Source organism: Niabella insulisoli, from assembly GCF_039652435.2.
GTDB classification, from domain to species: domain Bacteria; phylum Bacteroidota; class Bacteroidia; order Chitinophagales; family Chitinophagaceae; genus Niabella; species Niabella insulamsoli.
The window spans coordinates 909,892-936,768 of sequence record NZ_CP190246.1 but is presented as its reverse complement, the minus strand read 5'-3'; the positions used below and the strand labels follow the sequence as shown (position 1 = coordinate 936,768).

The window sequence follows — 26,877 nt, the reverse complement described above, 5'->3', positions numbered from 1 at the left end:
ATACATGGCTGAAAAAATTTTAATGCCCCGTTTGAGCGATACCATGACTGAAGGGGTAATAGCCGCATGGCATAAGAAAGTAGGTGATAGCGTGAAAAAAGGCGACTTACTGGCTGAAATTGAGACAGATAAAGCCACAATGGAACTGGAAAGTTATAAAGACGGCACTATACTTTATCTCGGCGCTGAAGATGGAGGAAAACTTCAGGTGGACGACCTGATGGTGATTGTCGGCGAAGCAGGGGAAGACATCTCAGGCCTCGTTAATGGCAAATCAGCCGGAAATGCGGAACAACCTAAAGAAGAGAAAAAACCGGAAGAAGCGCCTAAGGGCGACAACGCCGCAAAAGCTGAAGAAAAACCGGCAGCCGCAACTGTCGACGTATCTAAGATGGACGAAGTGGTGCTAATGCCTCGTTTGAGCGATACCATGACCGAAGGCGTCATCGCAGGCTGGGCAAAAAATATTGGGGACGACGTAAAAAAAGGCGATCTGTTGGCAGAAATCGAAACCGACAAAGCCACCATGGAGCTGGAAAGCTACAAAAATGGCAAACTGCTTTACCAGGGCGCCAAAGCCGGAGAAAAAATTCAGGTAAATGATTTGCTTTGTATCATAGGCGAAGAAGGTAAAGTGAATGTAGATGAAATTGTTGCGGCGGTGAAAGGTGGCGGAGCATCGGCGCCCAAAGGCGAGGCGGCACCAAAAGAAGAGGCGCAGCCCGAAGCTGAAAAAGAAACAAAAGCCGCTGAACAGCCGGCAGCATCAGCATCGACCGGTGAAAACGGAAGAATTAAAGCGTCGCCATTGGCGAAAAAACTTGCCGCAGAAAAAGGCATCGATCTTGGCAGCATCCAAGGTTCGGGCGATGGCGGCAGAATTGTAAAATCTGATGTAGACAATTATAAACCATCTGCTGCACAGCCCGCTTCGAAAGGAACCGCGGCCGCTACAACAGCTACTGCGCCAACCGGCCAGGTAAGTTTCGAAGAAGTACCGGTGTCACAGATGCGTAAAACCATCGCGCGCCGCTTGTCAGAGGTTAAATTTTCTGCACCGGAAATTTACCTGACCATGGAAATCAATATGGACAAAGCTGTAGCCAGCCGCGCCCAGTTGAACGAAGTTTCTCCTAATAAAATATCTTTTAACGACCTGGTGATTAAAGCCTGCGCCGTTGCCTTAAAGCAGCATCCGGATATCAACAGCAGCTGGCAGGGCGACACCATCCGCGTCAACCACCATGTGGATATTGGCGTGGCAGTTGCGGTGGATCAGGGATTGTTGGTGCCGGTGGTTCGGTTCGCTGATACCAAATCTTTATCGCAAATCGCGGGCGAAGTAAAAGACCTGGCGGGTCGCGCCAAATCTAAAAAATTAGCGCCCGCCGAATGGGAAGGCAATACTTTTACCATTTCTAATTTGGGCATGTTTGGTATCGAAGAATTTACCGCTATTATCAACCCACCTGCTTCCTGTATTTTAGCTGTGGGCGCCATCAACCAGGTGCCTGTGGTAAGAAACGGTCAAATCACTGTAGGGAATATGATGAAAGTAACCCTGACATGTGATCACCGCGTAGCCGACGGGGCTGTAGGCGCCGCTTTCCTTCAAACGCTGAAAAGCTTGCTGGAAGAGCCTTTGCGGATGTTAGTATAACATATATTTTTTATTGTAAAAACGCCGCATCCTTAACATGCGGCGTTTTTGTTTTATGCTCTTCAAAATGAAAATTAAGAAAATTGATGCGACAGAAGGCCATCTCGTTTATAAGCTTTTCAATGATTACAGAATATTTTATAAGCAGACATCAAACTTGGCGCTCGCCCGGCAATTCATTCAGGCGCAATTAGATCATAAAGAGTCTGTGGTTTTCGTTGCGTTAGATGATATTAATACTCCGAACGGATTTACCCAACTTTACCCGAAATACTCGTCCATGCGTGCTACCAAAAACTGGATTCTAAACGATCTTTTTGTGGTCAAGGAAAACCGAAAGCAAGGAGTGGGCGCTGCGCTCATTCGCAAAGCCATCTCGTTCGCCGCCCAAAACGACGCCACTTGGTTGCAACTGGAAACAGCAACAGATAACTATGCGGCACAAAGCTTGTATGAACAAATAGGATTTGAACGACAAAAGCCCGATACTGATTTTATTACTTACAGAATTGGTGTCAAAATATAAACTTCTTTCAAAATAAAAGTTTTATGAATAAAAAAACACTGGTGCTTGGCGCATCCGAAAATCCATCCCGGTATGGCCATATGGCCGTTAAACGCCTTCGCGCCCGCGGCCACGACGTAATAGCGATCGGCAGACGCGAGGGAATTGTAGAGGACGTCGCCATTCATAAAGGAACGCCCAACGTGGAAGAGATTGATACAGTGACGATGTATATGAACGATCAAAATCAGAAGGAGTATGAAAGCTATATACTTTCCCTAAACCCCAAACGTATTATTTTCAATCCCGGCGCTGAAAACAGGCAACTCGCGCAGAAAGCTTCTGAGCAGGGTGTTGAGGTAATTAATGCCTGTACTTTGGTGATGTTGAGCACCGGGCAATATTGACTTTTACGGTAAGCAACTTTTAAAACGGCGTCCCGTGCGTTGATCTGATTATTTTTTTGCTCAATGCAGGCAATGTTTTCATAATACTTATGAACCAATTGGTTTGCCAGGCTTTCCCGAAATGGGATTGCACCATACGCCCTATTCTCAGTCGTCGTGAAAAATGCCGGTTCCACTCGCGCTCGTAGCGGTGCAACATTTCAATCAAAGAGATTTGATTTTGCAAATATTGATCCGCCAAATGCACAAATATTTTCCCGCCGTGCATCGCCATACTCATGCCGTTACCACATAACGGAGTGATCATGCCACAAGCGTCTCCTGCTAACGGCACTTTTTTGAACACAACATCTTTACTATCAAAAGAAATCTGGGCGATAGAAACAGGTTGATTCATTAAAAACGTACTGCTTTCAAAAGTACGCCTGAGGTGTTTGTTGCGAAACAATACAGCCCTTTCCATTTCCTTAATACCGCCATTATTTTGAAGGTTGCCCGCTGTGGTGAGGTAACAAAGGCAGTATTTATCATCTTCAATTTTAGACAGGCCGCAGTAGCCGTTTGCAAAATTGTGCAACGCAATGGTGTCATCAGGAAAATCAGTCTGGATATGATATTTCACCCCGACAAAATTATTCAACGCGTTCTTTTTATCTAAAGTGAAATCACGTTTCCAATGAAGATCAATATTGCTGCGTTTTCCAAAACAGCCCAAAGCCAGCCGCACTTTAAAACTATCCTGACCCATTGATATCCTGTACATTCCATCTTCATAAAAAAAATGATCTACCTGTTGCCCCTCGCGCATTTCCACGCCCAATGCTTTCGCCCGCAGATACAATAAGTGATCTAACTTAAACCTACTCATGCCAAAGCCCCCCAGGTCAAGATCCGCTGTGAACAAATTTCCATTGGGAGCGCTCACTTGTAGCTTTTTAATGGCCGGCAGCTGCATCGAAGGAAGATCCAGGCCACAATCGATAAGGAAATGCCAGCTTTCCATACTAATGTATTCGCCACAAACCCTGTGAAATGGATAGCTTTTTTTCTCAAAAACAATAACGCTATATCCGCGCATGCGAAATTGAATGGCAGCCGTCAGGCCGGCGAGGCCGCCACCCACAATAGCAATATCATAATCAAATTCCGTCATTTCTTGCAAACCACTAAATGTCTGAATGCCCATTTCCAGGAGATTTCTCCCTCTACCTGAGCGCGCTCCAGCAACTCCCTCCACTCGTTGCGAATAAAACCGCGCAGCACAGAAAGCGGCGCGTCATGCTTCACCAGCCGCGACCGCGAGCTTAACGACGTCAATAGTTTAATGCTGTAAAACGCAAAGGGATGCCTGTGCAGATCGTTGATAAAAAATCCAACACGGCATTGTTCATGCAGCCACTTTAACATGGGTACCAATTCTTCGTTTTTAAAATGATGACAAAAAAGAGAACTGAATAAAATATCAGGCGAAACATTAAAAACATGGTTTTTATAATCGCTGCAAATAAATTTTATATCCTCCCGGCTATATTTTTCTCTTGCAAATGCAATGCAGTTCGGATTAATATCTATGCCCGAAAGCTGCACCTGAATACCGTGCTGGTCGCACCACTTGCGGATAACGCTCAAATTGTCGCCGCCGCCGCAACCTATTTCACAAACATGGAGGTTTTTATGCTGACCCACCAACTGCCTGAAGCCTTTCAAAGTCACCGCATGACCGCCCAGCAGGCTGTTGATCGTATCAAGCTCCACCATATTCTGCCGGATATCCTCAAAAGGAATCGCGGGATCGTCGAGCAACTCCATCGCGCTATTTCTTTTTGAAAAATCAGGCATGTTGCAAATAGAAAGTTTCAAGCGTCAGGCCGGGACCAAAAGCCATTCCCACAATTTTTCTAATATCGGGAGACTGCGCGGCCATTTTACATATTTTATCTAGCACAAATAAGACGGTCGGACTGCTCATGTTACCATACGCTTTTAATATTTCATAACTCGGCGCAAGCTGCTCCTTCGTCACAAAAGTCCCCTTTTCAATCGACTCGAGTATTTTCCTTCCGCCGGGATGGACACACCAAAACGGAATATCACTGGCATTGACGCCGTAATAGGTCAATGCATTATCAATAATCGACTGGCATTTGGCTTCGAGAATATCGGGCACTTTATTGGTGAGGGTCATTAAAAATCCGTCGGCAGAAATCTTCCAGGCCATATCGTCAATCCCTTCAAAGTTGATCTCACTATAAAAGCCTTTAATATCCCAGCCGGGAGTTCTGCTACCCTCCCCTTCCACCAAAACGGCCGCGGCGCCATCCCCGAAAATAATGGTGCTGGTAATATTATCTACCGTTTTGCTTTTTTGAAAATGTAGCGTGCACAGCTCCACACAGATTACGAGTACTTTGGCGTCTGGCTCCGCCTCGGTAATGTAGTGCGCCTGTTTCAACCCATGAATGGCAGCATAACAGCCCATAAAATTGACCGAAGTCCGATAAATATTAGGGCGAAGGCCCAGCTGTTTGATGATAGCCAGATCCAAGCCTGGCGCCTGCATGCCTGTGCAGCTAACAGTGATCAAATGGGTGATGGCCGAAGGCGTTATATCGTTGGGCAAACAGTTCTCAATAGCTTCCGTTGCTAAATCCAGCGCCGCATTTTCGTATATTTTCAAGCGATGCTCCAGTCCAAGCGCGGCGCCGTCGCCGGTGAGCAGATCTTTGCGTTTATGCTCCAGGTTAAAATCAGGTACGGCCGCATAGCGCGTGGCAATCCCGCTTGAATTATACATAAATTTCAAAGCACGCTGTTCGGCTGCTGTGTCCGCGTGAATTGATTTTACAACCTCATAAATCTGCATCTGCGTCTGCTTATAGGGTGGAACAGCAGTTGATATGGAAGTGATTTTACTCATTAATTTTTAAATTGACATGCTACAACACAGCCCTGCAACGATTACCGATTGTTTAAAATAAGGATGGCAACAAACGCCAGGCTACTACATATCGCAGCCAGGTAGTTCATTTTCATTAAATTCTCAAAACTTGCACTTGCCCCATTTCTTCTTACCTTAAAAAACCATCGGCTAAGATAGACAGCAACAGGAAAAGTTGCGATCAAATAAACCCAGATAGAATACGGCTGACCTGTGCTAATAAAAAATATAGTAAGCAATAATAATGCAACAAAAAGAACAATCCCGCAAAAAATAAAAGTGCCTTTGACACCTAACAAATAACTGAGGGTTGTAATGCCATCCCGGCGATCCTGTTCATGCTGATAAACCTGTGTGAGCGGATAAGTCCCTCCGATTAATAACGCAGTGATAAGCGCGGGGAAGTATACATCGCGAAGAACAACATCGCTATGAACGCTCATACTCACGATGCCATATACCAATGTGCCCTGGCAAAGCACCACGGTAAGAAATCCAATGACAGGATATTGCTTGAGGCGAACGCCCCGGTAACTGTAAAGCCTTGAGGCTATTATATACAAAGCAACGCCCAACGCCACTTTCGCACCGATCAACATCGATAATAAAAGCGCGGTCAAATCTATCACGACGGTCACATAAAATAATTGTTTTTCTACCGGAAGCGGCTTCTTGACGCCGCCGATACTGTCCGTATCCCGATCCATAAAAGAATTATAACCGTTGCTCGACGGGTACACTAAAACATGCAGGATGAAGAAAATGAGTAAAGCATTGGGTAGGTCCATTTCCTTTGCCTGGCTTAATGCAAACCAGAAAACCGGCATTAAAAACAGGGAGAAACCAAAGCGCAAATGTTGTATGGTGGATCGGCTTAACAATAAGATCTGTTGATTATTCTATAATTTTACCTAAAATATTCATTTTTACTTAAATAGTACCGTTATGTATAAAAAGCTCCTTTTAACTTTTCTTGCCTTTTCTTTGGCTGCGGGCGTCTTCTCACAAAACCTTAAGCCTGTTGACGCAGAAAGCAAGGTTTTGTTTGTAATAAAAAACATGGGGCTATCTGTTGACGGTTCTTTGACCGGTTTAGCGGGCACTATTAATTTCAACCCCAAAAACGCCAGTGGCAGTTCTTTCGATGTAACGGTGGATGTCAACACCATTAACACAGATAATAAAAGAAGAGACGATCATTTAAAAAAGGATGATTTTTTTGACGCCGCCAAATATCCTACCATCAGCATTAAGTCGACAAAAATTCAACCCAAAGGGAATAACACTTTTTTCGCGCAGGCGATTCTAACGATGCACGGTGTTTCAAAAAACATTCAGTTTGATTTTATAGCAACGCCGGCGTCAGGCGGTTATCGCTTTAAAGCTGAATTTGCTGTCAACAGGCTTGATTACAAAATCGGCGGCAACAGTATGACGATGGGAGATGAAGTAGCGGTGAAGCTTGATGTGCTGGCAAAAAAATAATCCGCAACATTATATAAGACAGCCTAATTTTTCCAGATCATTATAAAATATAATATCTTCAACTTATGTTAGTGAAGATCAACGGCAGCGCCGTTTATGGCGTTGAAGCTATACCTATTACCATCGAAGTGAACTGGATGACGACTGCAAAAGATCCATCGATCGTCGGGCTTCCGGACAACGCCGTTAAAGAGAGTTTACAAAGAGTAGAAAGCACATTTAAAACCAATGGTTTTGAAATGCCGCGTACGAAAGTGGTTGTCAACCTGGCCCCCGCCGACATTAAAAAAAGCGGAACCGCATTTGACCTGCCTATTGCGATCGGCATTCTGGCCGCCTCGGAACAAATCAAAAATGTGGAAGCGATCAGCCAGTATGTAATCATGGGCGAGTTGAGCCTGGACGGAACCATACGCCCCATTAAAGGGGCGCTTCCCATTGCTATACAAGCCAGGAAACAGGGTTTTAAGGGACTCGTCGTCCCGGAGGCGAACGCCAGGGAAGGCGGCATGGTAAATAATTTAAAAGTGTATGGCGTTGACCATATCAAACAGGTGATTGATTTTTTTGAGCAGGAAGAAACCGGCTTAGCTCCGATATTGGTAAATACGCGTGATGAATTTTTTAATGCGCAGTACGATTTTGAAATTGATTTTGCAGATGTAAAAGGCCAGGAAAATATAAAACGGGCGCTCGAAATCGCTGCAGCGGGCGGCCACAACGCCATTCTGATCGGGCCTCCCGGCGCCGGTAAAACCATGCTGGCCAAACGGCTGCCGACTATTCTGCCGCCGCTGAGTCTACAGGAAGCGCTGGAAACTACTAAAATACATTCGGTCGCAGGGAAATTGCCTGAAAATGCTACGCTTATTTCCAAACGGCCTTTCCGCTCTCCCCACCATACAATTTCGGATGCCGCATTGGTCGGCGGCGGCGGCGTTCCGCAACCCGGCGAAATATCACTGGCGCATAACGGGGTTTTGTTTTTAGACGAATTGCCCGAGTTTAAGAGAACCGTGCTCGAAGTGATGCGTCAACCGATGGAAGAAAGAAAAGTAACGATTTCCCGGGCCAGGATTGCGCTCGATTTTCCGGCGAACTTTATGCTAATTGCTTCTATGAATCCCTGCCCCTGCGGCTTTTATAACCATCCCGATAAAGAATGCACCTGTCCGCCCGGCGCCGTTCAAAAATACCTGAATAAGGTTTCTGGCCCGCTGTTAGACCGCATTGATCTGCACGTTGAGGTAACGCCGGTTCCCTTTAGTGAATTATCGGCCATAAAAAAGGAGCAAAACTCGGAAATGATCCGGGAAAAAGTCATCAACGCTAGGGCCTTGCAGGCAGCCCGGTTTAAAGATCAGGAGGGTATTTATGCCAATGCGCAAATGAGCAGTAAAATGCTGAAGGAAATTTGCACGATCGACAATGTGGGCCAGATGCTTTTAAAGTCGGCCATGACAAAGCTGAATCTTTCCGCCAGGGCTTACGACCGCATTTTAAAAGTTTCGCGAACGATCGCCGACCTCGAGGGCTCGGAAACTATCAAGCCTGAATACCTCGCCGAAGCCATCCAATACAGAAGCCTGGACAGGGAAGGCTGGGCAGGATGATTTAAAATAAAAAGCTAAATTTGCTAAAAGGCGATATTATGGCAAATGTAATAGATCAGCAAATGTTTCAATATTTTTCGTTGTTAAACGACTCGGAAAAAAAGTCGGTCGTACAAATGCTACAGGCTTTTCTTAAAAACAGAATAAGCAACACAGATCGGGTTACGATTGAGGAATACAATACAGAAATCGATGAGGCACTACGCGAATCTGACACAGGCAATTTTGTTTCCCAGGATGAAATGGAAAAAATAACAAATTCATGGAAAGGGTTGTAAAATGGCCGCTAACCGCGCAGAAACAACTCGAAAAAATTTATAGATATATACTCCAAAACTCCTACCAAAATGCTGAAAAAGTAAGCCCACATATTAGCATCGACAAAAAACTTATCCCGCAACCCAAAAATACATGCTTTAGACAAATACAGAAAGCAAAACGACGGCAGTTTTAGAGCTTATGAAATCTATCACTACCGCATTGCCTATCACGTAACCGATAAAGAGATTATTATTCTAAGGGTACGCCATACCAGCATGGAGCCCAAAGATTATTAACCCAGTTCAACTGTAAAAATTAGGTTGTCTGCTGAAAACTTTGGGCGGGTTAATCAATACTATACCCATTTAAACAATCTTCGAGTTGGTTTGTAGTATATTTTTGTGTTTCAACATCAGAATAGGTGGCATCGGTCTTGCGTCGCACACTTGTACAACAGTGCAAATAGCATCCCAATTAACTGAGCCGGCTTTTCTTCTTTATAATAACTGTTACAATTTTGAAAATTCTACTCCATTATCTCAAGCCCTATAAATGGCTGGTGCTTTTTGCACTTTTTTTAGCGGCCGTTAATCAGATTTTTTCTTTATTTGCCCCCATGATCAGCGGGCGCCTGCTCGACTTGTTTGCCAACCATCCTCATTATTTTGATGAGGCGCAAACAAAACCCCGTTCGGAAAACCAATACCTTTTTGGAACAGAGCAATATCACGGGCTATTTTATTATCTGATGCTTTTGATTGGAACCGCCATGGTAAGCCGCATTGCCAAAGCGTTTCAAGACTATTTTGTAAATGTAGTTATACAAAAATTTGGCGCTACCATTTTTACGGACGGGCTGAAACATTCGATGCGCCTGCCCTACCAGGATTTTGAAGACCAGCGCAGCGGCGAAACCCTGTCCATCCTCACCAAAGTGCGCACCGATACAGAAAAATTCATCAGCAGTTTCGTGAACGTGTTTTTTGTGATCATCGTGAGCATCGTATTTGTTTCCGTTTATGCCTTCCAATTGCATTGGAGCATCATGCCGGTGTATGCTTTGGGTATTCTTTTTATCGCACTCGTGACCAGCCTGCTGAGTAAAAAAATAAAATTTATTCAGAAAAATATTATTCGTGAAACCACCGCGCTTGCCGGTACCACAACGGAAAGCCTGCGCAATATTGAAATTGTGAAAAGCCTTGGATTAACCGGACAGGAAGTGACACGGCTGAATAACAATACGTTTAAAATTCTTAAACTGGAATTAAAGAAAGTAAAAAACGTACGTTCTTTAAGTTTCGTTCAGGGCACCCTGGTCAACTTCCTGCAACAAGTCATTGCGTTTACGCTGCTTTGGTTAATTTTTAAGGATGAAATAACGCCCGGGCAATACCTCTCGCTTTCATTTTACGGTTTCTTTTTGTTTGGCCCCATGCAGGAGATCGGCAATGTTATTCTTTCCTATCGCGAAGCCGAAGCTTCTTTACAAAATTTCCATAACCTGATGCTAAAAAAGGTCGAGCCTAAACCCTTACACCCCAAATCTTTCGGCGTGCTCGAAGAACTGGAGTTTCAGCATGTCTCTTATCAACATCAAACGGCGCAGTTTAAAGCATTGGAAGGCATTTCGTTTGATGTAAAAAAAGGTGAAACCATCGCATTTGTTGGCCCGAGCGGATCAGGAAAAAGCACCCTGGTAAAGCTACTCGTGGGGTTATATCGGCCCAAAGAAGGAAAAATATTATACGATGGCATTGAAGGGGAAGATATTGATTTTGATGAACTGCGCAGGCAGATTGGCTTTGTGACACAGGACACGCAGCTATTTGCGGGAACGATTAAAGAGAACCTTTTATTTGTGAACCCCACTGCTACCGAAGAAGCATTACAAGTGGCTTTGGAAAAAGCAAGCTGCACAAGCCTGTTGCAGAGGGCCGAAAACGGCATTAATACCGTCCTGGGCGAAGGCGGCCTCAAATTGAGCGGCGGCGAAAAACAACGCATTGCGATTGCGCGCGCACTGCTCCGCAACCCCCACCTGCTTATATTTGACGAAGCAACTTCTGCACTGGACTCCATCACCGAAGATCAGATCACGCAAACCATACGCGAAGTGTCTTCTAAAGGCAGCCAGATTACCGTGTTAATCGCTCACCGACTGAGTACCATTATGCACGCTGACAGAATTTATGTCCTTGAACGCGGCCTCGTGGCAGAAACCGGAAGCCACGAAGATCTTATTGGGAAAAAAGGGCTTTACTATGCCATGTGGCGGCAGCAAATTGGAGAAAGAAGAAAAGCGGAAACAGCCATGGCATAAGATTTCAAGACTGCATTTTTTAACGAAACCCACTGCGTTAAAAAAATCTGCGTTCGGTCAAATTGCTATAGTTTTACGCCATGCAAGCAACACGAAACAACTTATGGCTTTCATTGGGCGGAGCGCTACTGCTTTGGGCTTCGTGGCCTACCTCTCCCCTTACCCTGCTTATATTTGTCGGCTGGCTTCCCATGCTTTTCGTGGCCGAAAACGAAACGAGCTGGAAAAGATTTTTCGGCTACACCTACATTCACATGGTCGGTTGGAATGTGCTGGTAACCTGGTGGGTAGCTAAAGCCAGCGCCATTGGCGGCGTCAGCGCCTTTTTCGCCAATAGCCTGATCATGTGTATTCCATGGCTTTTATATTATTTTACCCGAAAACATATCAAAGGCTTTGTAGGCTCCACTTCAATCATTTTTTATTGGGTAGCCTTCGAATACCTTCATCACAATTGGGACTTAAGCTGGCCCTGGTTAAGCCTGGGCAACGTGTTTGCAACGCATCCCAACTGGGTGCAATGGTATGAATACACCGGCGCTGCGGGCGGCACAGTATGGATTTTGGCAAGTAATGTCTTAGTTTTTCATCTTTTATATTTATACCGCTCGGAAGGGAGAACCTTGCGGTATTTTATAAGCGCCATTGCCTGGATTGCACTGCTGTTTGTTCCGATTCTGTTATCCTCATTGATTAAAAATGATCTGACGCTGCTGCATAATAAATATAATGTGGTCGTAGTGCAACCCAATATCGACCCTTACGGTGAAAAATTCAATGCCGGCACGCAGGAAGCTCAATTGCAAAAACTGATCACCTTATCTGAAAAACAAATCGATGCGCAGACCGCGCTGGTTGTATGGCCCGAGACAGCGGTTCCTTTTCCAACCAACGAAAAAACTATCAAAGATAATTTTGCGTTAAGGCCACTGTGGCAGTTCTTAGCCGATCACTCACAAATCAACCTGCTTACGGGGCTGGAAGGCTATCAGCAATTTACCGACAGGGTTAGCCGCTATGCAAAACCTTTTCAGGATGGGTCAGGTTTTTATGAAATGTATAATACCGCGCTGATGCTCGACAGCAGCCATGTGCAGCTATATCACAAATCCAAACTGGTGCCCGGCGTGGAAGTGTTACCCGGCTTTTTAAATTTTATGGCGCCTGTTTTTGAAAAATTTGGCGGCACCGGCGGCGGGTATGCCCGCGATACCACCGCCCACCTTTTTACCACCAGCAATAAATCCTACCAGGTCACTCCTGCGATTTGCTACGAAAGTATTTATGGGGATTACCTCGCAGACTTCAATAGAAAGGGTTCCAATCTTGTGTGCGTGATCACCAACGACGGATGGTGGGGCAATACGCAGGGGCACAAACAACACATGAATTATGCCCGATTGCGCGCCATAGAAAGTCGCAAATGGGTAGCGCGAAGCGCAAACACTGGTATCAGTTGCTTTATCGATCCTTTTGGGAATATCATTCAACAGCTGCCCTGGGATGTTGACGGCGCGCTGAAGCAAACCATTCCCGCCTACACCGACATTACCTTTTTTACCAAACACGGCGACTGGATCTCCAAATTACTGGCCCTGCTTGCTGCGGCATTATTGTTGTTGGCTATTGTAAAGAAATTTTTAAACAAACGCGCCCCCTCGGTTTAGTGTTGACTTTTTTCCTTTACGCCAGATCATTACGATTAGGAAGCGGCGGCGTTTAAAAAATAAGATATGGAGCAGAAAACAACCACGATAGAAGGTAAAATAATCAGTTACAAAACCGCAGGTGATGGGAAAGCTGTCGTCTTGCTACATGGCTTTGGAGCAGACAGCTCCATATGGGAAGAACAAATGGCCCATTTGAAAAATCAATACCTCGTGATAGCCCCCGATTTGCCTGGCATTGGAGGGTCGGAACTAACCAGCGATCAGAGCATGGAAGGCATCGCCGAAATCATAAAGGCTATCATTGAAAATGAAGAAGTGGAAAAGGTAGCGCTTATCGGCCACAGCATGGGCGGATATGCCACTTTAGCTTTCGCAGAAAAATACCCTGAATGGCTAACGGGCTTCGGCTTATTCCATTCCACATCGATTGCTGACAACGATGAGAAGAAAGCGGCGCGCGAAAAAGGCATTGAGTTTACCAGATCACATGGCGCAGCATCTTTCCTGGAAACAACGGCGCCCAAAATGTTTGCCAAAAGTTCAAAAGAAAACAATCAGCCGCTTTATAACCGGTTTATGGATGAGCTGCCCGAAATGACCAAAGAAGCCGTTATTGATTATTACGAAGCCATGATGAAAAGACCCGACCGAACAGCAATTTTAAAGAATGCGAAAGTGCCGGTATTGTTCGTCTACGGCGCGCAGGATGAAATCATCGACTTGGACAAAACGATCGAACAGGCATCGCTGCCTGCCGTTGCCACCGTTGAAATTTTAAAGCAATCGGGGCATTTGGGCATGATCGAAGAACCCGCCGCGACGAACCGGATAATTGAAGATTTTTTATCCGATCTTTAACCGTTGATATTAATGTTATCTCGATGAACAAAATTGTACTAATAACAGGCGCCACTTCCGGCTTCGGAAAAGCGTGTGCAGAAAAATTTGCTGCCAACCATTACGATCTTATTGTCACCGGACGCAGAAACGACCGGTTACACGAACTGTCTGAGGCGCTGCGCGAGGCGCACGGCATCAGAGTGCTTTCTCTTAATTTTGACATAAGAGATAAAAATGCGGTAAACGCCCAAATCAACGCGCTTCCCAAAGAATGGCAGCCAATTGATATTTTAATTAATAATGCCGGCCTTGCCGTGGGTAGGGATAATTTTGAAGAAGCGAGCATTGACGATTGGGACACTATGGTGGATACCAACCTAAAGGGATTGGCCTATATCACCAAGGCGGTATTGCCGTATATGATCGAAGCAGGAAGCGGCCATATTTTCAACCTGGGTTCTATATCCGGAAAAGAAGTTTATGCTCAGGGAAATATGTATTGCGCTACCAAACATGCTGTAGGCGCACTCAGTGAAGCCATGCGTATAGAATTGCTGAAATACAATATCAAAGTAACAGCCATTCATCCCGGCGCAGCCGAAACCGAATTCTCCAACGTTCGTTTCAAGGGCGATGCCGCAAAAGCGGCAAAGGTTTATGAAGGCCTACAACCACTGGTGGCAGAAGATATTGCTGATATTATTTATTATTGCGCTGGTTTACCACCACATGTATGTATTAATGACCTGGTAGTTACTTGTACGCAACAGGCGAACAGTTTCTACAGTTTTAAAAAATAGAAAGGACGGCGTATGGCAATTAAATTTGGTGTGATAGGCAGTGGCAGCTGGGCTACAGCACTGGTAAAGATTCTTTCTGATAACGGAAACAAAATGAACTGGTGGGTAAGGAATGAAGCCTCCGCGGCTTTTATTCAAAAGCGGTCGCACAATCCGCACTACCTGACAGCGGCTGTTCTTAAAACTAAATACATCAATGTTCATTCGGATTTGACCAAGGTGGTTGACGCTTCCGATATGCTGGTCATCGCAGTGCCTTCTGCCTATGCGACAGAGGTGTTGTCTGTGCTCAAGCCCGGCGATCTCAAAAACAAAAAAATTCTTTCAGCCATCAAAGGCATCTTGCCAGATGAAAATGTGTTGTTGAACGATTACCTCGCTAAAACTTTTAAAGTGCCGCTCACTCAATATTTTGCAGTATTAGGCCCCTGCCATGCAGAAGAGGTGGCAGCCGAAAAGCTTTCCTATCTTACTTTTTCAGGCGTTGATATAGATTACACTAAAAAGATTGCAGATTATTTTACGTCGCCCGCCATCAATACCGTGGTTAACGATGATATCTTGGGGGTGCAGTATGCCGCGGTATTAAAAAATGTGTATGCTTTAGGCGCTGGGATTGCTCACGGACTTGATTATGGAGATAATTTCTTAAGCGTGTATATTGCCAATTGTGCCGATGAGATGGCGGCATTTCTTAAAGCTTTTGGAGCAGCGCATATCACCGTTGGAGAACATGAAACCGAGCCTCAAACTGGTGCAAAAACCGCTAACTACGCGGCTTCCGTCTATTTAGGCGACCTGCTGGTTACTTGTTACTCGCTCTACAGCCGCAACCGGACTTTCGGGAACATGATCGGAAAAGGCTACTCAGTTCAGGCGGCTACTCTTGAACTAAACATGGTGGCGGAAGGTTATAACGCGGCAAAGTGTATTTACAATATTAATAAAGTCATCCAGGCAGAAATGCCCATCGCGAATAGCATTTACAACATACTTTGGCAAAAAACCGCGCCTGCAAAAGGTTTCGAAGCCATTGAACAGGTATTGATTTAACCAGGTTAGCTGCCAGCGTTTATTTTATTTTGAACTCAACAGAATCGTTTCGCCTTTTTTTGTTTTGATATAGTAGGTGTAAAATTTGGGCTGCTCAAATTCAGCCAGGGGCTGCCTGGCATGATTGAGCGGCTGCCCTGGCTTTATGGGATCCAACAACTTATTTTCTGCAGGGGCCTCGAGTAGCTGGCCGCCTTTTATTTGTAAAGGAACAACGCTTTTGACTGGCAACACATTGCCGCCCGACGACAGGATTTTTGCCGATGCCAACCTGCCATCCTTCCAAAGCATATCAACTTCAAAACCGCCTCTGGCTTTCAAACCCGTGATAGCGCCTGAAGCCCAGCGGCGCGGCAACGCAGGTAGCAGATGCACATAGCTATCATGCGATTGCAGCAGCATTTCCGCGATACCGGCTGTTGATCCAAAATTGCCATCGATTTGAAAAGGTGGATGCGCATCAAACATATTGGGGTAAGAACCCGAACCGCTAAAAGCCGGATCATTTTCTTTAACAAGATGAATCAATTTGGATAATATTTGCAGCGATTTATCACCATCATAAAGCCGTGCCCATAGGTTCACCTTCCAGCCCATCGACCAACCGGTTGCCTGGTCGCCGCGCCGTTCCAATACACGCTTTACCGCCTTCGTCAACATCATATTTGTGTTGGGTGTAATTTGGTTTCCAGGATGAAAAGGGTAAAGATGCGATACATGCCGATGATGGATTTCGCGGTCTTTAAAATCAAACTGCCATTCCTGCAACTGGCCAAACGCCCCAATCTGGTAAGGCAGGATTTTGTTTAACTTGGCTTCAATTTCAGACTGCAAAGAATCGTCTAGTTTAAGTATCGCCACTGCTTCAAGATAACGCGAAAAAGTTTCTTTGATTATGGCCATATCCATAGTAGGCCCGGCGCTTAAAGTCGACATTTTCCCATCTCCATAAACAAACCACTGCTCGGGCGAATGGCCAACAGGTGTCACCAGGAAGCCTTCTTTGTTAGGACGGAGCCAATCTTTATAAAATAGCGCCACGCCTTTTAGCAGCGGATAAATTTCATGTTTTAAAAATGCCTTGTCGCCTGTGAAAAGATAATGCTCCCAAAAATGGCTGGTCAGCCAGCCCGCCACCATAGGCCAAAAAGAACAGGGGCAATTATCTACCGGGTCGGCCTGCCGCCAGATGCTCATGTTGTGATTACCCATCCATCCCTGGTTACCATAAATCCTCAACGCAGCTTCCTTTCCGTTTACGGCCAGCTCTTTTACGGCATCAAACAGCGGTGTATGGCATTCTGAAAGATTCGCAACCTCAGCCGGCCAGTAATTCATTTCCAAATTGATGTTCATCGTGTAGGCGCTGGCCCACGGCGGAATGATTTTATCATTCCACATACCCTGCAGGTTTAGGGGTTGGCCGCCTGCCCTGGAACCAGCAATCATCAGGTATCTTCCATATTGGAAAAACAGCGTCACCAAATCTTCATCTCCGTTTTTCGCATAATTCAAAATCCGCTGGTCGGTAGGTAACTGTCTGTAACGATCCGGGCTGTTCAACAAAAAACTAACACGGTCAAAGAGCGCTTTATAATCGCGGACATGCCGATTTAGCAAATCCTCGTATTTGGCGTTAGCCAAACGATCCAACTGCGCTTTGGTACGCTCCGCCGGCAGATGAGGAAATAATGCCGGGCTGGTTTTAAAATCCTTAAAACTTGTCGCGGCCGTGATGTATAAAACGAACTCAGCAACATCTTTTACCTCGATCACTCCATTTTTTATAGACATCGTGCCGCCGGTATGCTCAAACCTGACCCTGTTTTGGAAATACATACCCAAACCGTTTACTTCCGGCGCATAGAGCACCTGCTTGGCAAAAGGTTTTCGGCTGCCGTCCATATTATACAGCTCCGGGTATTTTCTTTGATCTTTCGCCGCTTCAATTTGCGCAAGCGTTCTTCTCACCACAAGCCCGGGCGCTCTTCCATTCAGAATATAATCACCGCCTTCGGCCGCAATCGACATAGTGGGCTCGTGAGGGGTTGACAGGCGCAGGCTCCCATTTATTTTATCCGGCCCATTACTTTTCATTTTAAAAACCAAAACCCGGTCCGGATAAGACGCAAACAACTGCCGCTCGTAGCTACTCTTCCCTGCGCTGAAACTCACGCCTGCTGTGGCATTCGAGATATCAAGCCAGCGTTTGAAATTTTCTACAGCCCCGTTATAAGTAAAATCCAGATAAAGATCGCTCATGGGCTGATAACATTCCTGGGCCCTCCCCAACCATTTTTGTACGATCTCGTTCTGCGCCTCGGCATATTTTCCATCATCTAACAATTTCATGATTTCATTATAATCTGCGCGAATGGTAGGCACCTTATAATTGGTTGTAGGGTCGCCCGAATAAAGCGTATTTTCATTGAGCTGAATGCGCTCCGATTCTGCGTTACCGAAAACCATCGCGCCCAGAAAGCCGTTGCCCAAAGGAAGGGCTTCTGTCCAGGCGGCAGCGGGCTGATCATAAGAAAGCGATAGATGAGGGCGCTGGCTCAACAATTGCAGATTGCTTAGTATCAGGAAAACAACAAAAAATAACAGGGAAGTTTTTATCTTCATTTGTGAGTGATTAGAATGTAGAGCAGTCAAAGGGGCTCGCAACAATAGTTTTTTATTTGTTAATCAAAAATGCGGAGAAAATTTAAATTTTTATCGCCTTTTAAACTGTAAAATAAAAAAGCGTTAAAAACATATAGCAAAGCAAACCACGAATGTGATATCGGGTAGCCAAAGATAGAAGTCCACCCTGTGACCTCTATGGACTATACTATTTAATTAATGGATTATGCTATGCAGCGGATTCAAAAAACAGATCTGCCGCGATGCCATCTGCGTATAGTTTTCCTTCATCGGTTAAAAACAGTTTATCGTTTTGAATGACGGCTTTATTCTGCTTCAAATATTTTTGAGCGTTTTTAACCAGCGCGTCTTTTTGCGAAGCCGAAAGGCGGCGTAGATCAATCCCCTCGGCGGTTCGCAGCGAAATCATAATATATTCATTGAGCTGTTGAACGGCAGTTAACGATTCGCTATCGGCTGGAAGTATTCCCTCTGCTAAAGCGCGGATATATTGCTGATTGTTGGCCACATTCCATTTCCTTTCAGTTCCGTTAAAAGAATGCGCCGAAGGCCCGATTCCTAAATACGGCTTTCCCTGCCAATACGAACTATTATGCCTGCTCCTGAACCCCGGTTTCGCAAAGTTGGATATTTCATAGTGTTCATACCCCGCGTTTCGCAGGCGCTGCATCAACCAAAGAAACTGAGCGGACTGCTGGTCCGGATCTACATCCGGCCGTCTATGTTCGCGGATCATTTTATCCAAAGGCGTTTTAGGTTCAACCGTGAGCGCATAGCAAGAAATATGAGGAACGTTGAACTTAATAGCGGCCGCTACATTCTGTTCCCACATTGCATCGGTAAGTCCGGGCGTGCCGTAGATTAAATCAATCGTCATATTCGGAAAATATCGCAAGGCCAGCTCCAGCGATTGCTTGGCCTGAGAGGCATTGTGCGCACGGTTCATCCACTGTAGATCTGTTTCAAAAAATGATTGAACTCCCATGCTCAGCCGGTTGAAACCTGCTGCCTGCCAGCCTTTCAATTTATCAGCATCAACATCGTCGGGATTGGACTCGAGCGTTATTTCGGCGTTTTTATCTATTGCATAATTGGAGCGCACCGTGTCTAAAATCATCGCCAACTCTACTACCGATAAAATGCTGGGTGTACCGCCGCCGAAATAGATCGTCTGCACAGGTTCCGGAAGATAATCGGCACGCAACACGAGTTCCCGGCAAATAGCGCGCAACATGTCGCCCTTTTTTAATAAAGAAGTGGCGAAATGAAAATTGCAGTAATTACAAGCCTGTTTGCAAAATGGAATATGAATATAAATGCCGCTCATTGTTTTTGAAACTGTTCTATTGAAAACGGAAAGAGGCGGCCGCTTAGGCCTGCCCTAATAAATCCCTGCCCGCAGTTTTTAAGGGACTTTCTATTACTTTTACTGCGATTGAAAGCGACAAAGATACGATACCTGATTACAGCATTGCTGCTTTTATCCGCATGGACGGGCGCTGCACAACAACACTACACGCTTTCCATTATTCCGGTGGATGGCGACAGCATTGCGGTCAACAGCATTGTTCCGCTCCGGCAGCAGTTTGTGAACCGCAGCGAGTGCAATGCATACGTTGATCAGCTATTGCCGCAGTTGCAGGCAAAAGGTTATATCAGCGCTTCCATTGACACGATCCGGTTGGATTCAACCTTTGCTACCCTTCATTTATTTCTTGGCGACCGGTATAGATGGGGATCAGTTTTGGCCGACGAACAGGCGCGCAGCTGGTTCAACAAAATTGGATGGTCGGCGCAAAGCATGGCACAGCAGCAATACGACCCGGAACGCCTGGCGCGCGCGCAGGAACGCATGCTGGCTTATCTGGAAAATAATGGCCACCCTTTCGCGAAAATTTATCTCGACAGTATTACGATCAACGGCGGAGAGGTTGCCGGAAAGCTTCACGTAAACCCGGGGCCGCTTTATCATATCGACAGCATTAAGGTAACCGGCAACGCCAAAATAACAAACGCCTATCTCCAACAATTCCTCGACCTTAAAAAAGGCGCTATTTATAATAAGGAAAAATTGCAGCGCATCAGCGACGAGCTGCGAAAGCTAAGCTATGTGGAAGAAACCTTTCCGCCGCAAATTGTGTTCAGCAGCAGCGGCGGCGTTATTGAACTCTTTTTAAATCAGAAAAAAAGCAGCCAGGTCAATGTGATTATAGGTTTTCAACCCAACAGCGATGCTTCCGCTACAAAAAAGATGCTGATCACCGGCGAAGCACTGCTCGATCTTAAAAACGCTTTCGGCGGCGGCGAATCGATCGGACTTATTTGGCAGCGCATGCAAGCCTCTTCTCAAAGACTAAACCTGAGCTACAACCAGCCCTATCTTTTTAACTCGCCTTTTGGCGTGGATCTTAGTTTTAATATGTTGAAACGCGATTCTGCATTTTTAAACCTCGATTTTAAAATCGGTGGCCAGCTGTCGATCAACAGGCAACAAAACATACAACTCTATTTGCAGCGCTTTAGTAGTGTATTAAGTTTTATTGATGAAGCATCGATTATTGCCAGCCGGCGCTTACCCGCCGAGGCCGATGTAAAAATCACCCATATCGGTATTGAGTATCAACTCAACTCCACGAACTACCGGTTCAACCCGGTCAGCGGTTTTGAGATCCGGCTCAACACTGCGGCCGGCAACAAGAACGTAAGGCCGAATAACCAAATCGTAGATCTGGTCGACCCTGATGATCCTGATTTTGATTTTGCGCGTTTATATGACACGGTGACAACGAAATCGTATCAACTGCGGTCGGAGCTCATGGCGGCCAAATATTTCCCATTGGGAAAAGCCCAAAGAAATACAATCAAAACCGCTCTTAACGGCGGCTATATTTCGGGTAGCAATATTTTCAGGAACGAACTTTTTCAGATTGGCGGCTATCGGTTATTGCGTGGCTTCGATGAGCAAAGCCAATTTTTATCTCAATACGCGATCGGCACGCTGGAGTATCGCTACCTGATCGGAGCAAACTCTTATTTTAATGCTTTTACCGACGGAGGTTGGGGGAAAGATGGAAGCCGGGGTAACCAATTCAACTACTCCTACCTTGCTGCCGGCTTAGGCTTGTCTTTCGAAACTAAAGTGGGCCTGTTCAATCTTGCATGGGCGGTTGGCAAAAGAAACGATACCAATTTTAATTTACGCCAATCGAAAATACATTTCGCTTTCGTTAACTACTTTTAACCGCATCATTTTATTTTTGCAGCAAATGGTTTCTTTGGTCAGGCTTATCTTGTTGATATTTTGTTGTGTGTTTTTTTCGTCGTATGGCATTGCTCAGCAAGACAGTGCAATGGTAAAAACAATGCCCGACAGCCTGGCAAAAAGCGACAGCAGTTTTTTGGCTGTAATGGCCTGGGCGCGGGATATACAGGATCGACACCCTTTTTTTAAAATCAATGAACGACCGGCGTACCCTGCATACACGAAAAAGAGGGCTGCTCCGGGCAAAGAACTTTATTTCTACCTGTTGCTTGGCATGCTGTTTTTGTTCGCCATTATTAAATCAGCTTTTGAGAAATATTTTTCCGACCTGATTAAACTCTTTTTCCGAAGAAGCCTGAAACAGCGCCAGTTAAAAAAGCAATTGGCACAAAACTCGCTGCCGGCGCTGCTTTTCAACATATTTTTTGTAGTTACTTTTGGTTTTTACGCGGCTTTTGCCATTCAAAAAACAACACCTACTAATCCATTTCCATTTTGGCAGCTTTTGCTCTGCACTACTGGCGCCATCGGCAGTATTTACATTATAAAGTATCTGATTTTAAAATCCATCGGCTGGATTTTCAAAACGGTAACGCTTGTTGAAGATTATATTTTTCTCATCTTTTTAGTAAATAAAATATTGGCTGTTTTCCTGTTACCGTTGACAATTTTTATCACTTTAACAAATGAGGAAAGCAGCACTATCGGCTGGACATTGAGTTGGATTCTTATCTCAGCTTTTATATTATATCGCTATTTTGCCGCGGTGAGTTTAGTAAGAAAAGAAAAAGGGCTCAACCTTTTTAATTTTATCCTGTATATTGCCGCTTTTGAAGTGTTGCCAACAATCGTTTTATATAAAGGAATCGAAGCCTTATTAAAATAATAGTGTAATTTTGCAACCAATTTAGGAATTGCTAATGATTAATGAAGTGAAAAAATCAGGGACCAAGTCAACGGAAAAGATCGAATCCATACTTATTACACAACCCCGTCCCTCGAGTGAAAAATCTCCTTTTTACGAACTCGAAAGGAAATACGGAGTGAAGCTTGACTTCCAGCCCCTTATCAGCATCGTGCCCATTTCGGGAAAAGATTTCAGAAAGCAAAAAATCAACATCGCGCGTTTTACGGGTGTTATTTTTACTAGCCGCAACGCGATTGATCATTTTTTCCGCACCTGTGAAGAGAATAAAGTAACCGTTTCTCAAGACACCAAATATTTCTGCATTACCGAGGCCGTGGCGCTTTACCTGCAAAAATTTATTCTTTACAGAAAAAGAAAAGTGTTTTACGGGTCGGACGGCACCAACAAAAGCCTGTTTGACGTCATGAATAAGCATAAAGAAAACCTTAGTTTTTTATATGTATGTTCAGAAAACCAGCAAGATAGCCATATTGTAAACTGGCTGAAGGACAACGAATGCGACTTTGAACTGGCTTTTATGTACCGCTCGCAAAGCAACGATGTAAAACAAACCGTCGGAGACAAAAATTTTGACGTCATTTGCTTTTTTACCCCTTCGGGCATCAAGAGCTGGTTTAACAATTTTCCCAAGTTCAAACAAAATGGCGTGGTTGTCGGCACGTTTGGCGACAACACGAAAGCAGAAGCGCAAAAATCAGGGCTCACGCCCGGCATCATAGCGCCAAAGCCGAAATCGCCCAGCATGATCACGGCATTGGACCATTTTCTGGCAGCGCAGTCAAAAAACGACTGATAATCAATACTTAATTTTATCCTGCTGTTAAGGCGAAAACCAATCGGTATTCTTTACCAAAACCTTAACGCTCATTTAGTTACGCAGATCATAATTTTTAGGCTAATTTGCCGCATTATGGTTAACTTTGCAAACTTTATGAGATTTGTAATCGCTGTTCTTTTAGTAGCTTCTTTGGTATCCTGCGGCCCCGGCATGAACAAGATATTGAAAAGCAAGGATCCTGCCTATAAGTTAAAAATGGCAGATGCCTTCTATGCTAAAAAGAAATGGATGAAAGCGCAGACTATTTATGAAGATGTGCTTCCTTATTACAAAACGACGCCGCAGGCAGAAGATATTTATTACAAATACGCGTACGCTGCTTATAATCAGAAAGATTACCTGAACGCGGAAAATCTCTTTAAGAATTTTTTGGAAGGATATCGCAACAGCCCGCGCGCCGAAGAGATCGAATATATGAGGGCTTACACCTTTTTCCTTCAATCGCCCAAAGCAGAGCTCGATCAGACAAATACTTACAAAGCGATCAGCAACCTGCAAACATTTATTAATACGCACCCTCAGTCGGTTCGAAATGCGGAAGCTAACCGGTTGATCGACGAGCTGCGGAAAAAACTGGAGACAAAAGACTATAAATCGGCGATGTTGTATTATAACATTGGTGAATTCAGGGCGGCAGGCGTTACTTTCACTACCCTGCTTGAAAATTTCCCTGAGTCGAACGCTGCAGACGAGTATAAATTTATGGCGATAAGATCTTTTTACCGTGCTGCCGAATTGACGGTGGTAACAAAAAAGGTAGAGCGTTTCAGGGAGGTGATTAACACGGCTAACGAATTTATCGAGCGTTTTCCGGAGAGCAAATATCGAAAAGATGTAGAGGCCTACATCGCATCATCAAATACAGAAATACAAAAATTTAGCAATAATGAGCAAGTTAAGACGACAACTTAGCGCCGGTATTCCCGCTAATGTGGAAACAAAAGACCTGGCCAGCATCAAAAGCAAAACGGGTAATCTTTATGAGTCCATCGCCATCATCGCTAAAAGAGCGAACCAGGTGAATATTTCCATCAAAGAGGAATTACACAATAAGCTGGATGAATTTGCCAGCCATACCGATTCTTTAGAAGAAATTCACGAAAATAAAGAGCAGATCGAAATTTCAAGAGCTTACGAAAGAATGCCCAACCCGGCGCTTTTGGCTACTCACGAATTTTTAGACGATAAAGTTTATTTCAGAAAAGCAGAAGACGAGCTGTTTAGTTAATTGCTTTTACTGACCAGAAATTGAAAACCACAGTGCCATTTAAAAGACTGTGGTTTTTTCCGTTTTAAATATTTTTGCATCAGCACAATTTGTGGCGCCGGCAAGGCGCCATCAACCGGTCATTATAACCCATAAAAAATGTTAGCAAACAGAAAGATATTAATCGGCGTGTCGGGCAGTATTGCCGCTTACAAAACCATTCAACTGGTTCGCCTGCTGATCAAACAAGGGGCTGAAGTGAAAGTGGTGATGACAGAAGCTGCTAAAGATTTTGTGTCGCCGCTTGTATTAGCCACACTTTCAAAAAACGAAGTGCTGACCGATATGTTCCAGGAAAACACCTGGTCGAACCATGTCGCCCTCGGACGCTGGGCTGACCTGATGCTGATAGCGCCGCTGAGTTGCAATACGCTGGCGAAAATGGCCAACGGCCATTGCGACAATCTTTTGCTTTCCGTTTATCTTTCCGCCACCTGCCCGGTAATGGTGGCGCCGGCGATGGACGAAGATATGTGGCACCACGCGGCCACCATCCGTAATATTAAAACGCTGCAGCAGGATGGTATTACCGTTGTGCAGCCCGGCCATGGCGAATTGGCCAGTGGACTTTTCGGCGATGGCCGCATGGAAGAGCCTGAAAACCTGCTAACCGCCATCGATGACTTTTTCAGAAAAGGAAAAGCCACCCTGACGGGTAAAAAAGTTTTAATCACCGCCGGCCCCACCCGCGAAGCCATCGACCCCGTTCGCTTTATCGGTAATCATTCTTCCGGGAAAATGGGCATCGCGCTGGCCCAGGAATGCCAGGCCCGCGGCGCTGAGGTAACGCTTGTTTTAGGCCCCGTGGATTTGCCCGCGAGATATGAAGGAATGACCATCATCCAGGTAACTTCGGCTGATGAAATGTACAACGCCTGCCACGACCATTTCCAAAATGCCGACATCGCTATCCTGGCGGCCGCTGTTGCCGATTATAAGCCCGAAAAAATAAGCGAAGAAAAGATTAAGAAAGAAGCTGCTGCCACGCCTGAACTCAAACTTGTCAAAACCAAAGACATATTGAAAAGCCTGGGCGCCATCAAAGATGAACGCCAGCTGCTTATTGGTTTTGCTTTGGAAACACAAAATGAAAAAGCCAATGCGCTTGAAAAGCTGAAATCAAAAAACGCAGATTTTATTGTCTTAAATTCCCTGAAAGACGGCGCCGCTTTTGGAAGCGACCACAACAAGATCACCATCTTTTCGAAAGCAGGAGCCGAAGTAGCGTTTGATCAAAAAAGCAAAGCCGCAGTAGCAGCCGATATTATTGACACGGTCACCGCCGGGGAAAGCACGATCACAGTATAGTAAGGGTGCTACCGCCGGTTAATAATCTTTTACTATTTTAAAAGCCCTTTCTTCTATGGCACGATCGGGATATACTTTTTCGCCGTTAAACCACACTTCTTTTGTAAGATTATATTGGTCAGACCTGATCTTCTCCATTTTGCATACTAATGTATCTCTGTCGCCATTACCCCAGTCAATGTAGGCGGTTGTAGGATTGTCTGAACTCCTGATATTAGGAATTACTTCGATAGCACTAGTATTGGCCTGAACTTCATTTCTAATGCGGTAGCCATTTGCGAGCGTAAAATCGCCGTTCCGCTGTGCGTCCCAAAATCCATCATACAACACCGCTTTTCCATCAATCAAATCATATCTTTTAATCGCCCATCTTTGAAATATCCCGGTGTAGCAGTTGAGAGCAAACTTTGCCCTTTTTTATTTTCGATGACGATGTTTACCGAAACCTGATAAGAAACGCTATCAATATAAGGATCTCTATTACATCCAAAAAACATCGTGATTGCAGCACTCGCGAACCAGGCCGCCCTTTTTACTGGTTTCATAATGTTAGTTTTTAAAGTGTTTAAATCAGGTTAAGACTTGGTATATTTTTCTAATGGTTACTAATAAAGGTAATCGAAACCAATATATTTGCAAAACAACTTTAATTTAAGGAGTTAGCATGATTAGCAGATTTGGCGTCTTCATCATTTGTTGCCTTTTTATTTCCTGCGGACAGGAAAACAGCGACGTGCTGCCCGCTTCCAAAATGGAAAAAGTGTTATGGGATGTGGCTCAAAGCAGCGAATTTTTGAATGGGTTCGTATATTACAAATACCCGACGCTAAACCGAGCTGCGCTAAACGACGCGATGCTAGACCGGGTGTTGAAAGTGCACAAAGTATCGCGCAAACAATTTGACCAATCGATGGAATGGTACCAGCAACATCCCAAAAAACTCATGGTTGTAATAGATTCCATTACTTCGCGCCAAAAGCGGCCTAATGGCACGGATACATCTGCGCAAAAGGGTTTTGTGCCTGGCGAAGCGCCCGACCCCAAATAGCCAATTTCAAATTTTATCATCATTT

At 44.9% G+C, this 26,877-nt stretch carries 27 protein-coding genes; 19 read left to right on the top strand and 8 right to left on the bottom strand.

What is annotated here, in order from left to right; translation table 11 throughout:
• Positions 1-4 precede the first annotated feature (4 nt).
• The 3 genes from ABDK00_RS04050 to ABDK00_RS04040 all read left to right on the top strand — a co-directional run bounded on the left by ABDK00_RS04050 (position 5) and on the right by ABDK00_RS04040 (position 2,572).
• Positions 5-1,660 carry a pyruvate dehydrogenase complex dihydrolipoamide acetyltransferase gene (locus ABDK00_RS04050; RefSeq protein WP_346238229.1) on the top strand — a complete coding sequence of 552 codons (1,656 nt, stop codon included), beginning with the start codon at positions 5-7 and terminating at the stop codon, positions 1,658-1,660.
• A gap of 67 nt (positions 1,661-1,727) precedes the next feature.
• Positions 1,728-2,186 (top strand): GNAT family N-acetyltransferase, encoded by a 459-nt coding sequence (locus tag ABDK00_RS04045; RefSeq protein WP_346238228.1) that lies wholly within the window; start codon positions 1,728-1,730, stop codon positions 2,184-2,186.
• Positions 2,187-2,209: 23 nt separating this feature from the next.
• Positions 2,210-2,572 carry a CoA-binding protein gene (locus ABDK00_RS04040; RefSeq protein WP_346238227.1) on the top strand — a complete coding sequence of 121 codons (363 nt, stop codon included), beginning with the start codon at positions 2,210-2,212 and terminating at the stop codon, positions 2,570-2,572.
• A gap of 19 nt (positions 2,573-2,591) precedes the next feature.
• Here the strand turns inward: ABDK00_RS04040 and ABDK00_RS04035 are convergent, their stop codons facing one another.
• Genes ABDK00_RS04035 through ABDK00_RS04020 form a run of 4 tightly spaced genes read right to left on the bottom strand, consistent with a single transcriptional unit; the run spans position 2,592 to position 6,337 of the window.
• Positions 2,592-3,758, bottom strand: coding sequence for an NAD(P)/FAD-dependent oxidoreductase (locus ABDK00_RS04035; protein ID WP_346238226.1), 1,167 nt, complete (start codon positions 3,756-3,758; stop codon positions 2,592-2,594).
• Positions 3,722-4,411, bottom strand: coding sequence for a methyltransferase domain-containing protein (locus ABDK00_RS04030; protein WP_346238225.1), 690 nt, complete (start codon positions 4,409-4,411; stop codon positions 3,722-3,724). The genes ABDK00_RS04035 and ABDK00_RS04030 overlap by 37 nt, the downstream gene beginning before the upstream one ends.
• Positions 4,404-5,489, bottom strand: coding sequence for a type III polyketide synthase (locus ABDK00_RS04025; RefSeq protein ID WP_346238224.1), 1,086 nt, complete (start codon positions 5,487-5,489; stop codon positions 4,404-4,406). The genes ABDK00_RS04030 and ABDK00_RS04025 overlap by 8 nt, the downstream gene beginning before the upstream one ends.
• A 41-nt stretch (positions 5,490-5,530) precedes the next feature.
• On the bottom strand, positions 5,531-6,337 hold the full coding sequence (locus ABDK00_RS04020; protein ID WP_428400559.1) for a UbiA family prenyltransferase: 807 nt from the start codon (positions 6,335-6,337) through the stop codon (positions 5,531-5,533).
• A 118-nt stretch (positions 6,338-6,455) separates the two neighbouring features.
• Here ABDK00_RS04020 and ABDK00_RS04015 point away from each other — a divergent pair, with 118 nt between their 5' ends.
• From ABDK00_RS04015 to ABDK00_RS03975, 9 genes are all read left to right on the top strand, one after another.
• Positions 6,456-6,995, top strand: coding sequence for a YceI family protein (locus ABDK00_RS04015; RefSeq protein WP_346238222.1), 540 nt, complete (start codon positions 6,456-6,458; stop codon positions 6,993-6,995).
• A gap of 65 nt (positions 6,996-7,060) precedes the next feature.
• Positions 7,061-8,608: a YifB family Mg chelatase-like AAA ATPase gene (locus ABDK00_RS04010; protein WP_346238221.1), complete on the top strand. Its 1,548-nt coding sequence runs from the start codon at positions 7,061-7,063 to the stop codon at positions 8,606-8,608.
• 38 nt (positions 8,609-8,646) lie between these two features.
• Positions 8,647-8,886, top strand: coding sequence for a hypothetical protein (locus ABDK00_RS04005; protein ID WP_346238220.1), 240 nt, complete (start codon positions 8,647-8,649; stop codon positions 8,884-8,886).
• Between the two features lie 90 nt (positions 8,887-8,976).
• Positions 8,977-9,165 carry a type II toxin-antitoxin system RelE/ParE family toxin gene (locus ABDK00_RS04000; protein ID WP_425474793.1) on the top strand — a complete coding sequence of 63 codons (189 nt, stop codon included), beginning with the start codon at positions 8,977-8,979 and terminating at the stop codon, positions 9,163-9,165.
• Between the two features lie 221 nt (positions 9,166-9,386).
• Positions 9,387-11,192, top strand: a complete 1,806-nt coding sequence (locus ABDK00_RS03995) for an ABC transporter ATP-binding protein (protein WP_346238219.1) — start codon at positions 9,387-9,389, stop codon at positions 11,190-11,192.
• 80 nt (positions 11,193-11,272) lie between these two features.
• Entirely contained in the window at positions 11,273-12,859 is a 1,587-nt protein-coding gene (gene lnt, locus ABDK00_RS03990) for an apolipoprotein N-acyltransferase (protein ID WP_346238218.1), read from the top strand.
• A gap of 66 nt (positions 12,860-12,925) precedes the next feature.
• Complete coding sequence (locus tag ABDK00_RS03985; protein WP_346238217.1) at positions 12,926-13,720, top strand: alpha/beta hydrolase; 795 nt, start codon at positions 12,926-12,928, stop codon at positions 13,718-13,720.
• A gap of 23 nt (positions 13,721-13,743) precedes the next feature.
• Positions 13,744-14,502, top strand: a complete 759-nt coding sequence (locus ABDK00_RS03980; protein ID WP_346238216.1) for an SDR family NAD(P)-dependent oxidoreductase — start codon at positions 13,744-13,746, stop codon at positions 14,500-14,502.
• A gap of 12 nt (positions 14,503-14,514) precedes the next feature.
• Positions 14,515-15,555 carry an NAD(P)H-dependent glycerol-3-phosphate dehydrogenase gene (locus ABDK00_RS03975; protein ID WP_346238215.1) on the top strand — a complete coding sequence of 347 codons (1,041 nt, stop codon included), beginning with the start codon at positions 14,515-14,517 and terminating at the stop codon, positions 15,553-15,555.
• A 24-nt stretch (positions 15,556-15,579) separates the two neighbouring features.
• Here the strand turns inward: ABDK00_RS03975 and ABDK00_RS03970 are convergent, their stop codons facing one another.
• Positions 15,580-18,180, bottom strand: a complete 2,601-nt coding sequence (locus tag ABDK00_RS03970) for a glycoside hydrolase family 95 protein (protein WP_346238214.1) — start codon at positions 18,178-18,180, stop codon at positions 15,580-15,582.
• A 229-nt stretch (positions 18,181-18,409) separates the two neighbouring features.
• The gene (hemW, locus tag ABDK00_RS03965) at positions 18,410-19,528 is read right to left on the bottom strand and encodes a radical SAM family heme chaperone HemW (RefSeq protein WP_346238213.1); all 1,119 of its coding nucleotides are present in this window, start codon (positions 19,526-19,528) and stop codon (positions 18,410-18,412) included.
• A 108-nt stretch (positions 19,529-19,636) separates the two neighbouring features.
• On the opposite strand from hemW, the gene ABDK00_RS03960 reads away from it, so the two are divergent.
• The 6 genes from ABDK00_RS03960 (at position 19,637) to coaBC (ending at position 25,804) form a co-directional block, all read left to right on the top strand.
• Complete coding sequence (locus tag ABDK00_RS03960) at positions 19,637-21,442, top strand: POTRA domain-containing protein (RefSeq protein WP_346238212.1); 1,806 nt, start codon at positions 19,637-19,639, stop codon at positions 21,440-21,442.
• Between the two features lie 109 nt (positions 21,443-21,551).
• On the top strand, positions 21,552-22,349 hold the full coding sequence (locus ABDK00_RS03955; RefSeq protein WP_346238211.1) for a DUF4271 domain-containing protein: 798 nt from the start codon (positions 21,552-21,554) through the stop codon (positions 22,347-22,349).
• Positions 22,350-22,395: 46 nt separating this feature from the next.
• Entirely contained in the window at positions 22,396-23,184 is a 789-nt protein-coding gene (locus tag ABDK00_RS03950) for a uroporphyrinogen-III synthase (protein WP_346238210.1), read from the top strand.
• Positions 23,185-23,322: 138 nt separating this feature from the next.
• Positions 23,323-24,141 carry an outer membrane protein assembly factor BamD gene (locus tag ABDK00_RS03945; RefSeq protein ID WP_346238209.1) on the top strand — a complete coding sequence of 273 codons (819 nt, stop codon included), beginning with the start codon at positions 23,323-23,325 and terminating at the stop codon, positions 24,139-24,141.
• Positions 24,116-24,457, top strand: a complete 342-nt coding sequence (locus ABDK00_RS03940) for a DNA-directed RNA polymerase subunit omega (protein WP_346238208.1) — start codon at positions 24,116-24,118, stop codon at positions 24,455-24,457. Before ABDK00_RS03945 ends, ABDK00_RS03940 begins: the two co-directional genes overlap by 26 nt.
• 138 nt (positions 24,458-24,595) lie before the next feature.
• A complete protein-coding gene (gene coaBC / locus ABDK00_RS03935; protein ID WP_346238207.1) occupies positions 24,596-25,804 on the top strand; it encodes a bifunctional phosphopantothenoylcysteine decarboxylase/phosphopantothenate--cysteine ligase CoaBC in 1,209 nt (402 codons plus the stop codon).
• A gap of 18 nt (positions 25,805-25,822) precedes the next feature.
• Here the strand turns inward: coaBC and ABDK00_RS03930 are convergent, their stop codons facing one another.
• Both ABDK00_RS03930 and ABDK00_RS03925 read right to left on the bottom strand, forming a co-directional pair.
• Complete coding sequence (locus ABDK00_RS03930) at positions 25,823-26,152, bottom strand: hypothetical protein (RefSeq protein ID WP_346238206.1); 330 nt, start codon at positions 26,150-26,152, stop codon at positions 25,823-25,825.
• The gene (locus tag ABDK00_RS03925) at positions 26,149-26,349 is read right to left on the bottom strand and encodes a hypothetical protein (RefSeq protein ID WP_346238205.1); all 201 of its coding nucleotides are present in this window, start codon (positions 26,347-26,349) and stop codon (positions 26,149-26,151) included. The genes ABDK00_RS03930 and ABDK00_RS03925 overlap by 4 nt, the downstream gene beginning before the upstream one ends.
• Before the next feature lie 119 nt (positions 26,350-26,468).
• On the opposite strand from ABDK00_RS03925, the gene ABDK00_RS03920 reads away from it, so the two are divergent.
• Complete coding sequence (locus ABDK00_RS03920; RefSeq protein ID WP_346238204.1) at positions 26,469-26,852, top strand: DUF4296 domain-containing protein; 384 nt, start codon at positions 26,469-26,471, stop codon at positions 26,850-26,852.
• Positions 26,853-26,877 lie beyond the last annotated feature (25 nt).

Coding starts and splice junctions, on each gene's coding strand:
- ABDK00_RS04050 (WP_346238229.1), top strand. CDS start 5: ATGGCTGAAAAAATTTTAATGCCCCGTTTGAGCGATACCATGACTGAA.
- ABDK00_RS04045 (WP_346238228.1), top strand. CDS start 1,728: ATGAAAATTAAGAAAATTGATGCGACAGAAGGCCATCTCGTTTATAAG.
- ABDK00_RS04040 (WP_346238227.1), top strand. CDS start 2,210: ATGAATAAAAAAACACTGGTGCTTGGCGCATCCGAAAATCCATCCCGG.
- ABDK00_RS04035 (WP_346238226.1), bottom strand. CDS start 3,758: ATGGGCATTCAGACATTTAGTGGTTTGCAAGAAATGACGGAATTTGAT.
- ABDK00_RS04030 (WP_346238225.1), bottom strand. CDS start 4,411: ATGCCTGATTTTTCAAAAAGAAATAGCGCGATGGAGTTGCTCGACGAT.
- ABDK00_RS04025 (WP_346238224.1), bottom strand. CDS start 5,489: ATGAGTAAAATCACTTCCATATCAACTGCTGTTCCACCCTATAAGCAG.
- ABDK00_RS04020 (WP_428400559.1), bottom strand. CDS start 6,337: ATGCCGGTTTTCTGGTTTGCATTAAGCCAGGCAAAGGAAATGGACCTA.
- ABDK00_RS04015 (WP_346238222.1), top strand. CDS start 6,456: ATGTATAAAAAGCTCCTTTTAACTTTTCTTGCCTTTTCTTTGGCTGCG.
- ABDK00_RS04010 (WP_346238221.1), top strand. CDS start 7,061: ATGTTAGTGAAGATCAACGGCAGCGCCGTTTATGGCGTTGAAGCTATA.
- ABDK00_RS04005 (WP_346238220.1), top strand. CDS start 8,647: ATGGCAAATGTAATAGATCAGCAAATGTTTCAATATTTTTCGTTGTTA.
- lnt (WP_346238218.1), top strand. CDS start 11,273: ATGCAAGCAACACGAAACAACTTATGGCTTTCATTGGGCGGAGCGCTA.
- ABDK00_RS03985 (WP_346238217.1), top strand. CDS start 12,926: ATGGAGCAGAAAACAACCACGATAGAAGGTAAAATAATCAGTTACAAA.
- ABDK00_RS03980 (WP_346238216.1), top strand. CDS start 13,744: ATGAACAAAATTGTACTAATAACAGGCGCCACTTCCGGCTTCGGAAAA.
- ABDK00_RS03975 (WP_346238215.1), top strand. CDS start 14,515: ATGGCAATTAAATTTGGTGTGATAGGCAGTGGCAGCTGGGCTACAGCA.
- ABDK00_RS03970 (WP_346238214.1), bottom strand. CDS start 18,180: ATGAAGATAAAAACTTCCCTGTTATTTTTTGTTGTTTTCCTGATACTA.
- hemW (WP_346238213.1), bottom strand. CDS start 19,528: ATGAGCGGCATTTATATTCATATTCCATTTTGCAAACAGGCTTGTAAT.
- ABDK00_RS03955 (WP_346238211.1), top strand. CDS start 21,552: ATGGTAAAAACAATGCCCGACAGCCTGGCAAAAAGCGACAGCAGTTTT.
- ABDK00_RS03945 (WP_346238209.1), top strand. CDS start 23,323: ATGAGATTTGTAATCGCTGTTCTTTTAGTAGCTTCTTTGGTATCCTGC.
- ABDK00_RS03940 (WP_346238208.1), top strand. CDS start 24,116: ATGAGCAAGTTAAGACGACAACTTAGCGCCGGTATTCCCGCTAATGTG.
- coaBC (WP_346238207.1), top strand. CDS start 24,596: ATGTTAGCAAACAGAAAGATATTAATCGGCGTGTCGGGCAGTATTGCC.
- ABDK00_RS03925 (WP_346238205.1), bottom strand. CDS start 26,349: ATGAAACCAGTAAAAAGGGCGGCCTGGTTCGCGAGTGCTGCAATCACG.
- ABDK00_RS03920 (WP_346238204.1), top strand. CDS start 26,469: ATGATTAGCAGATTTGGCGTCTTCATCATTTGTTGCCTTTTTATTTCC.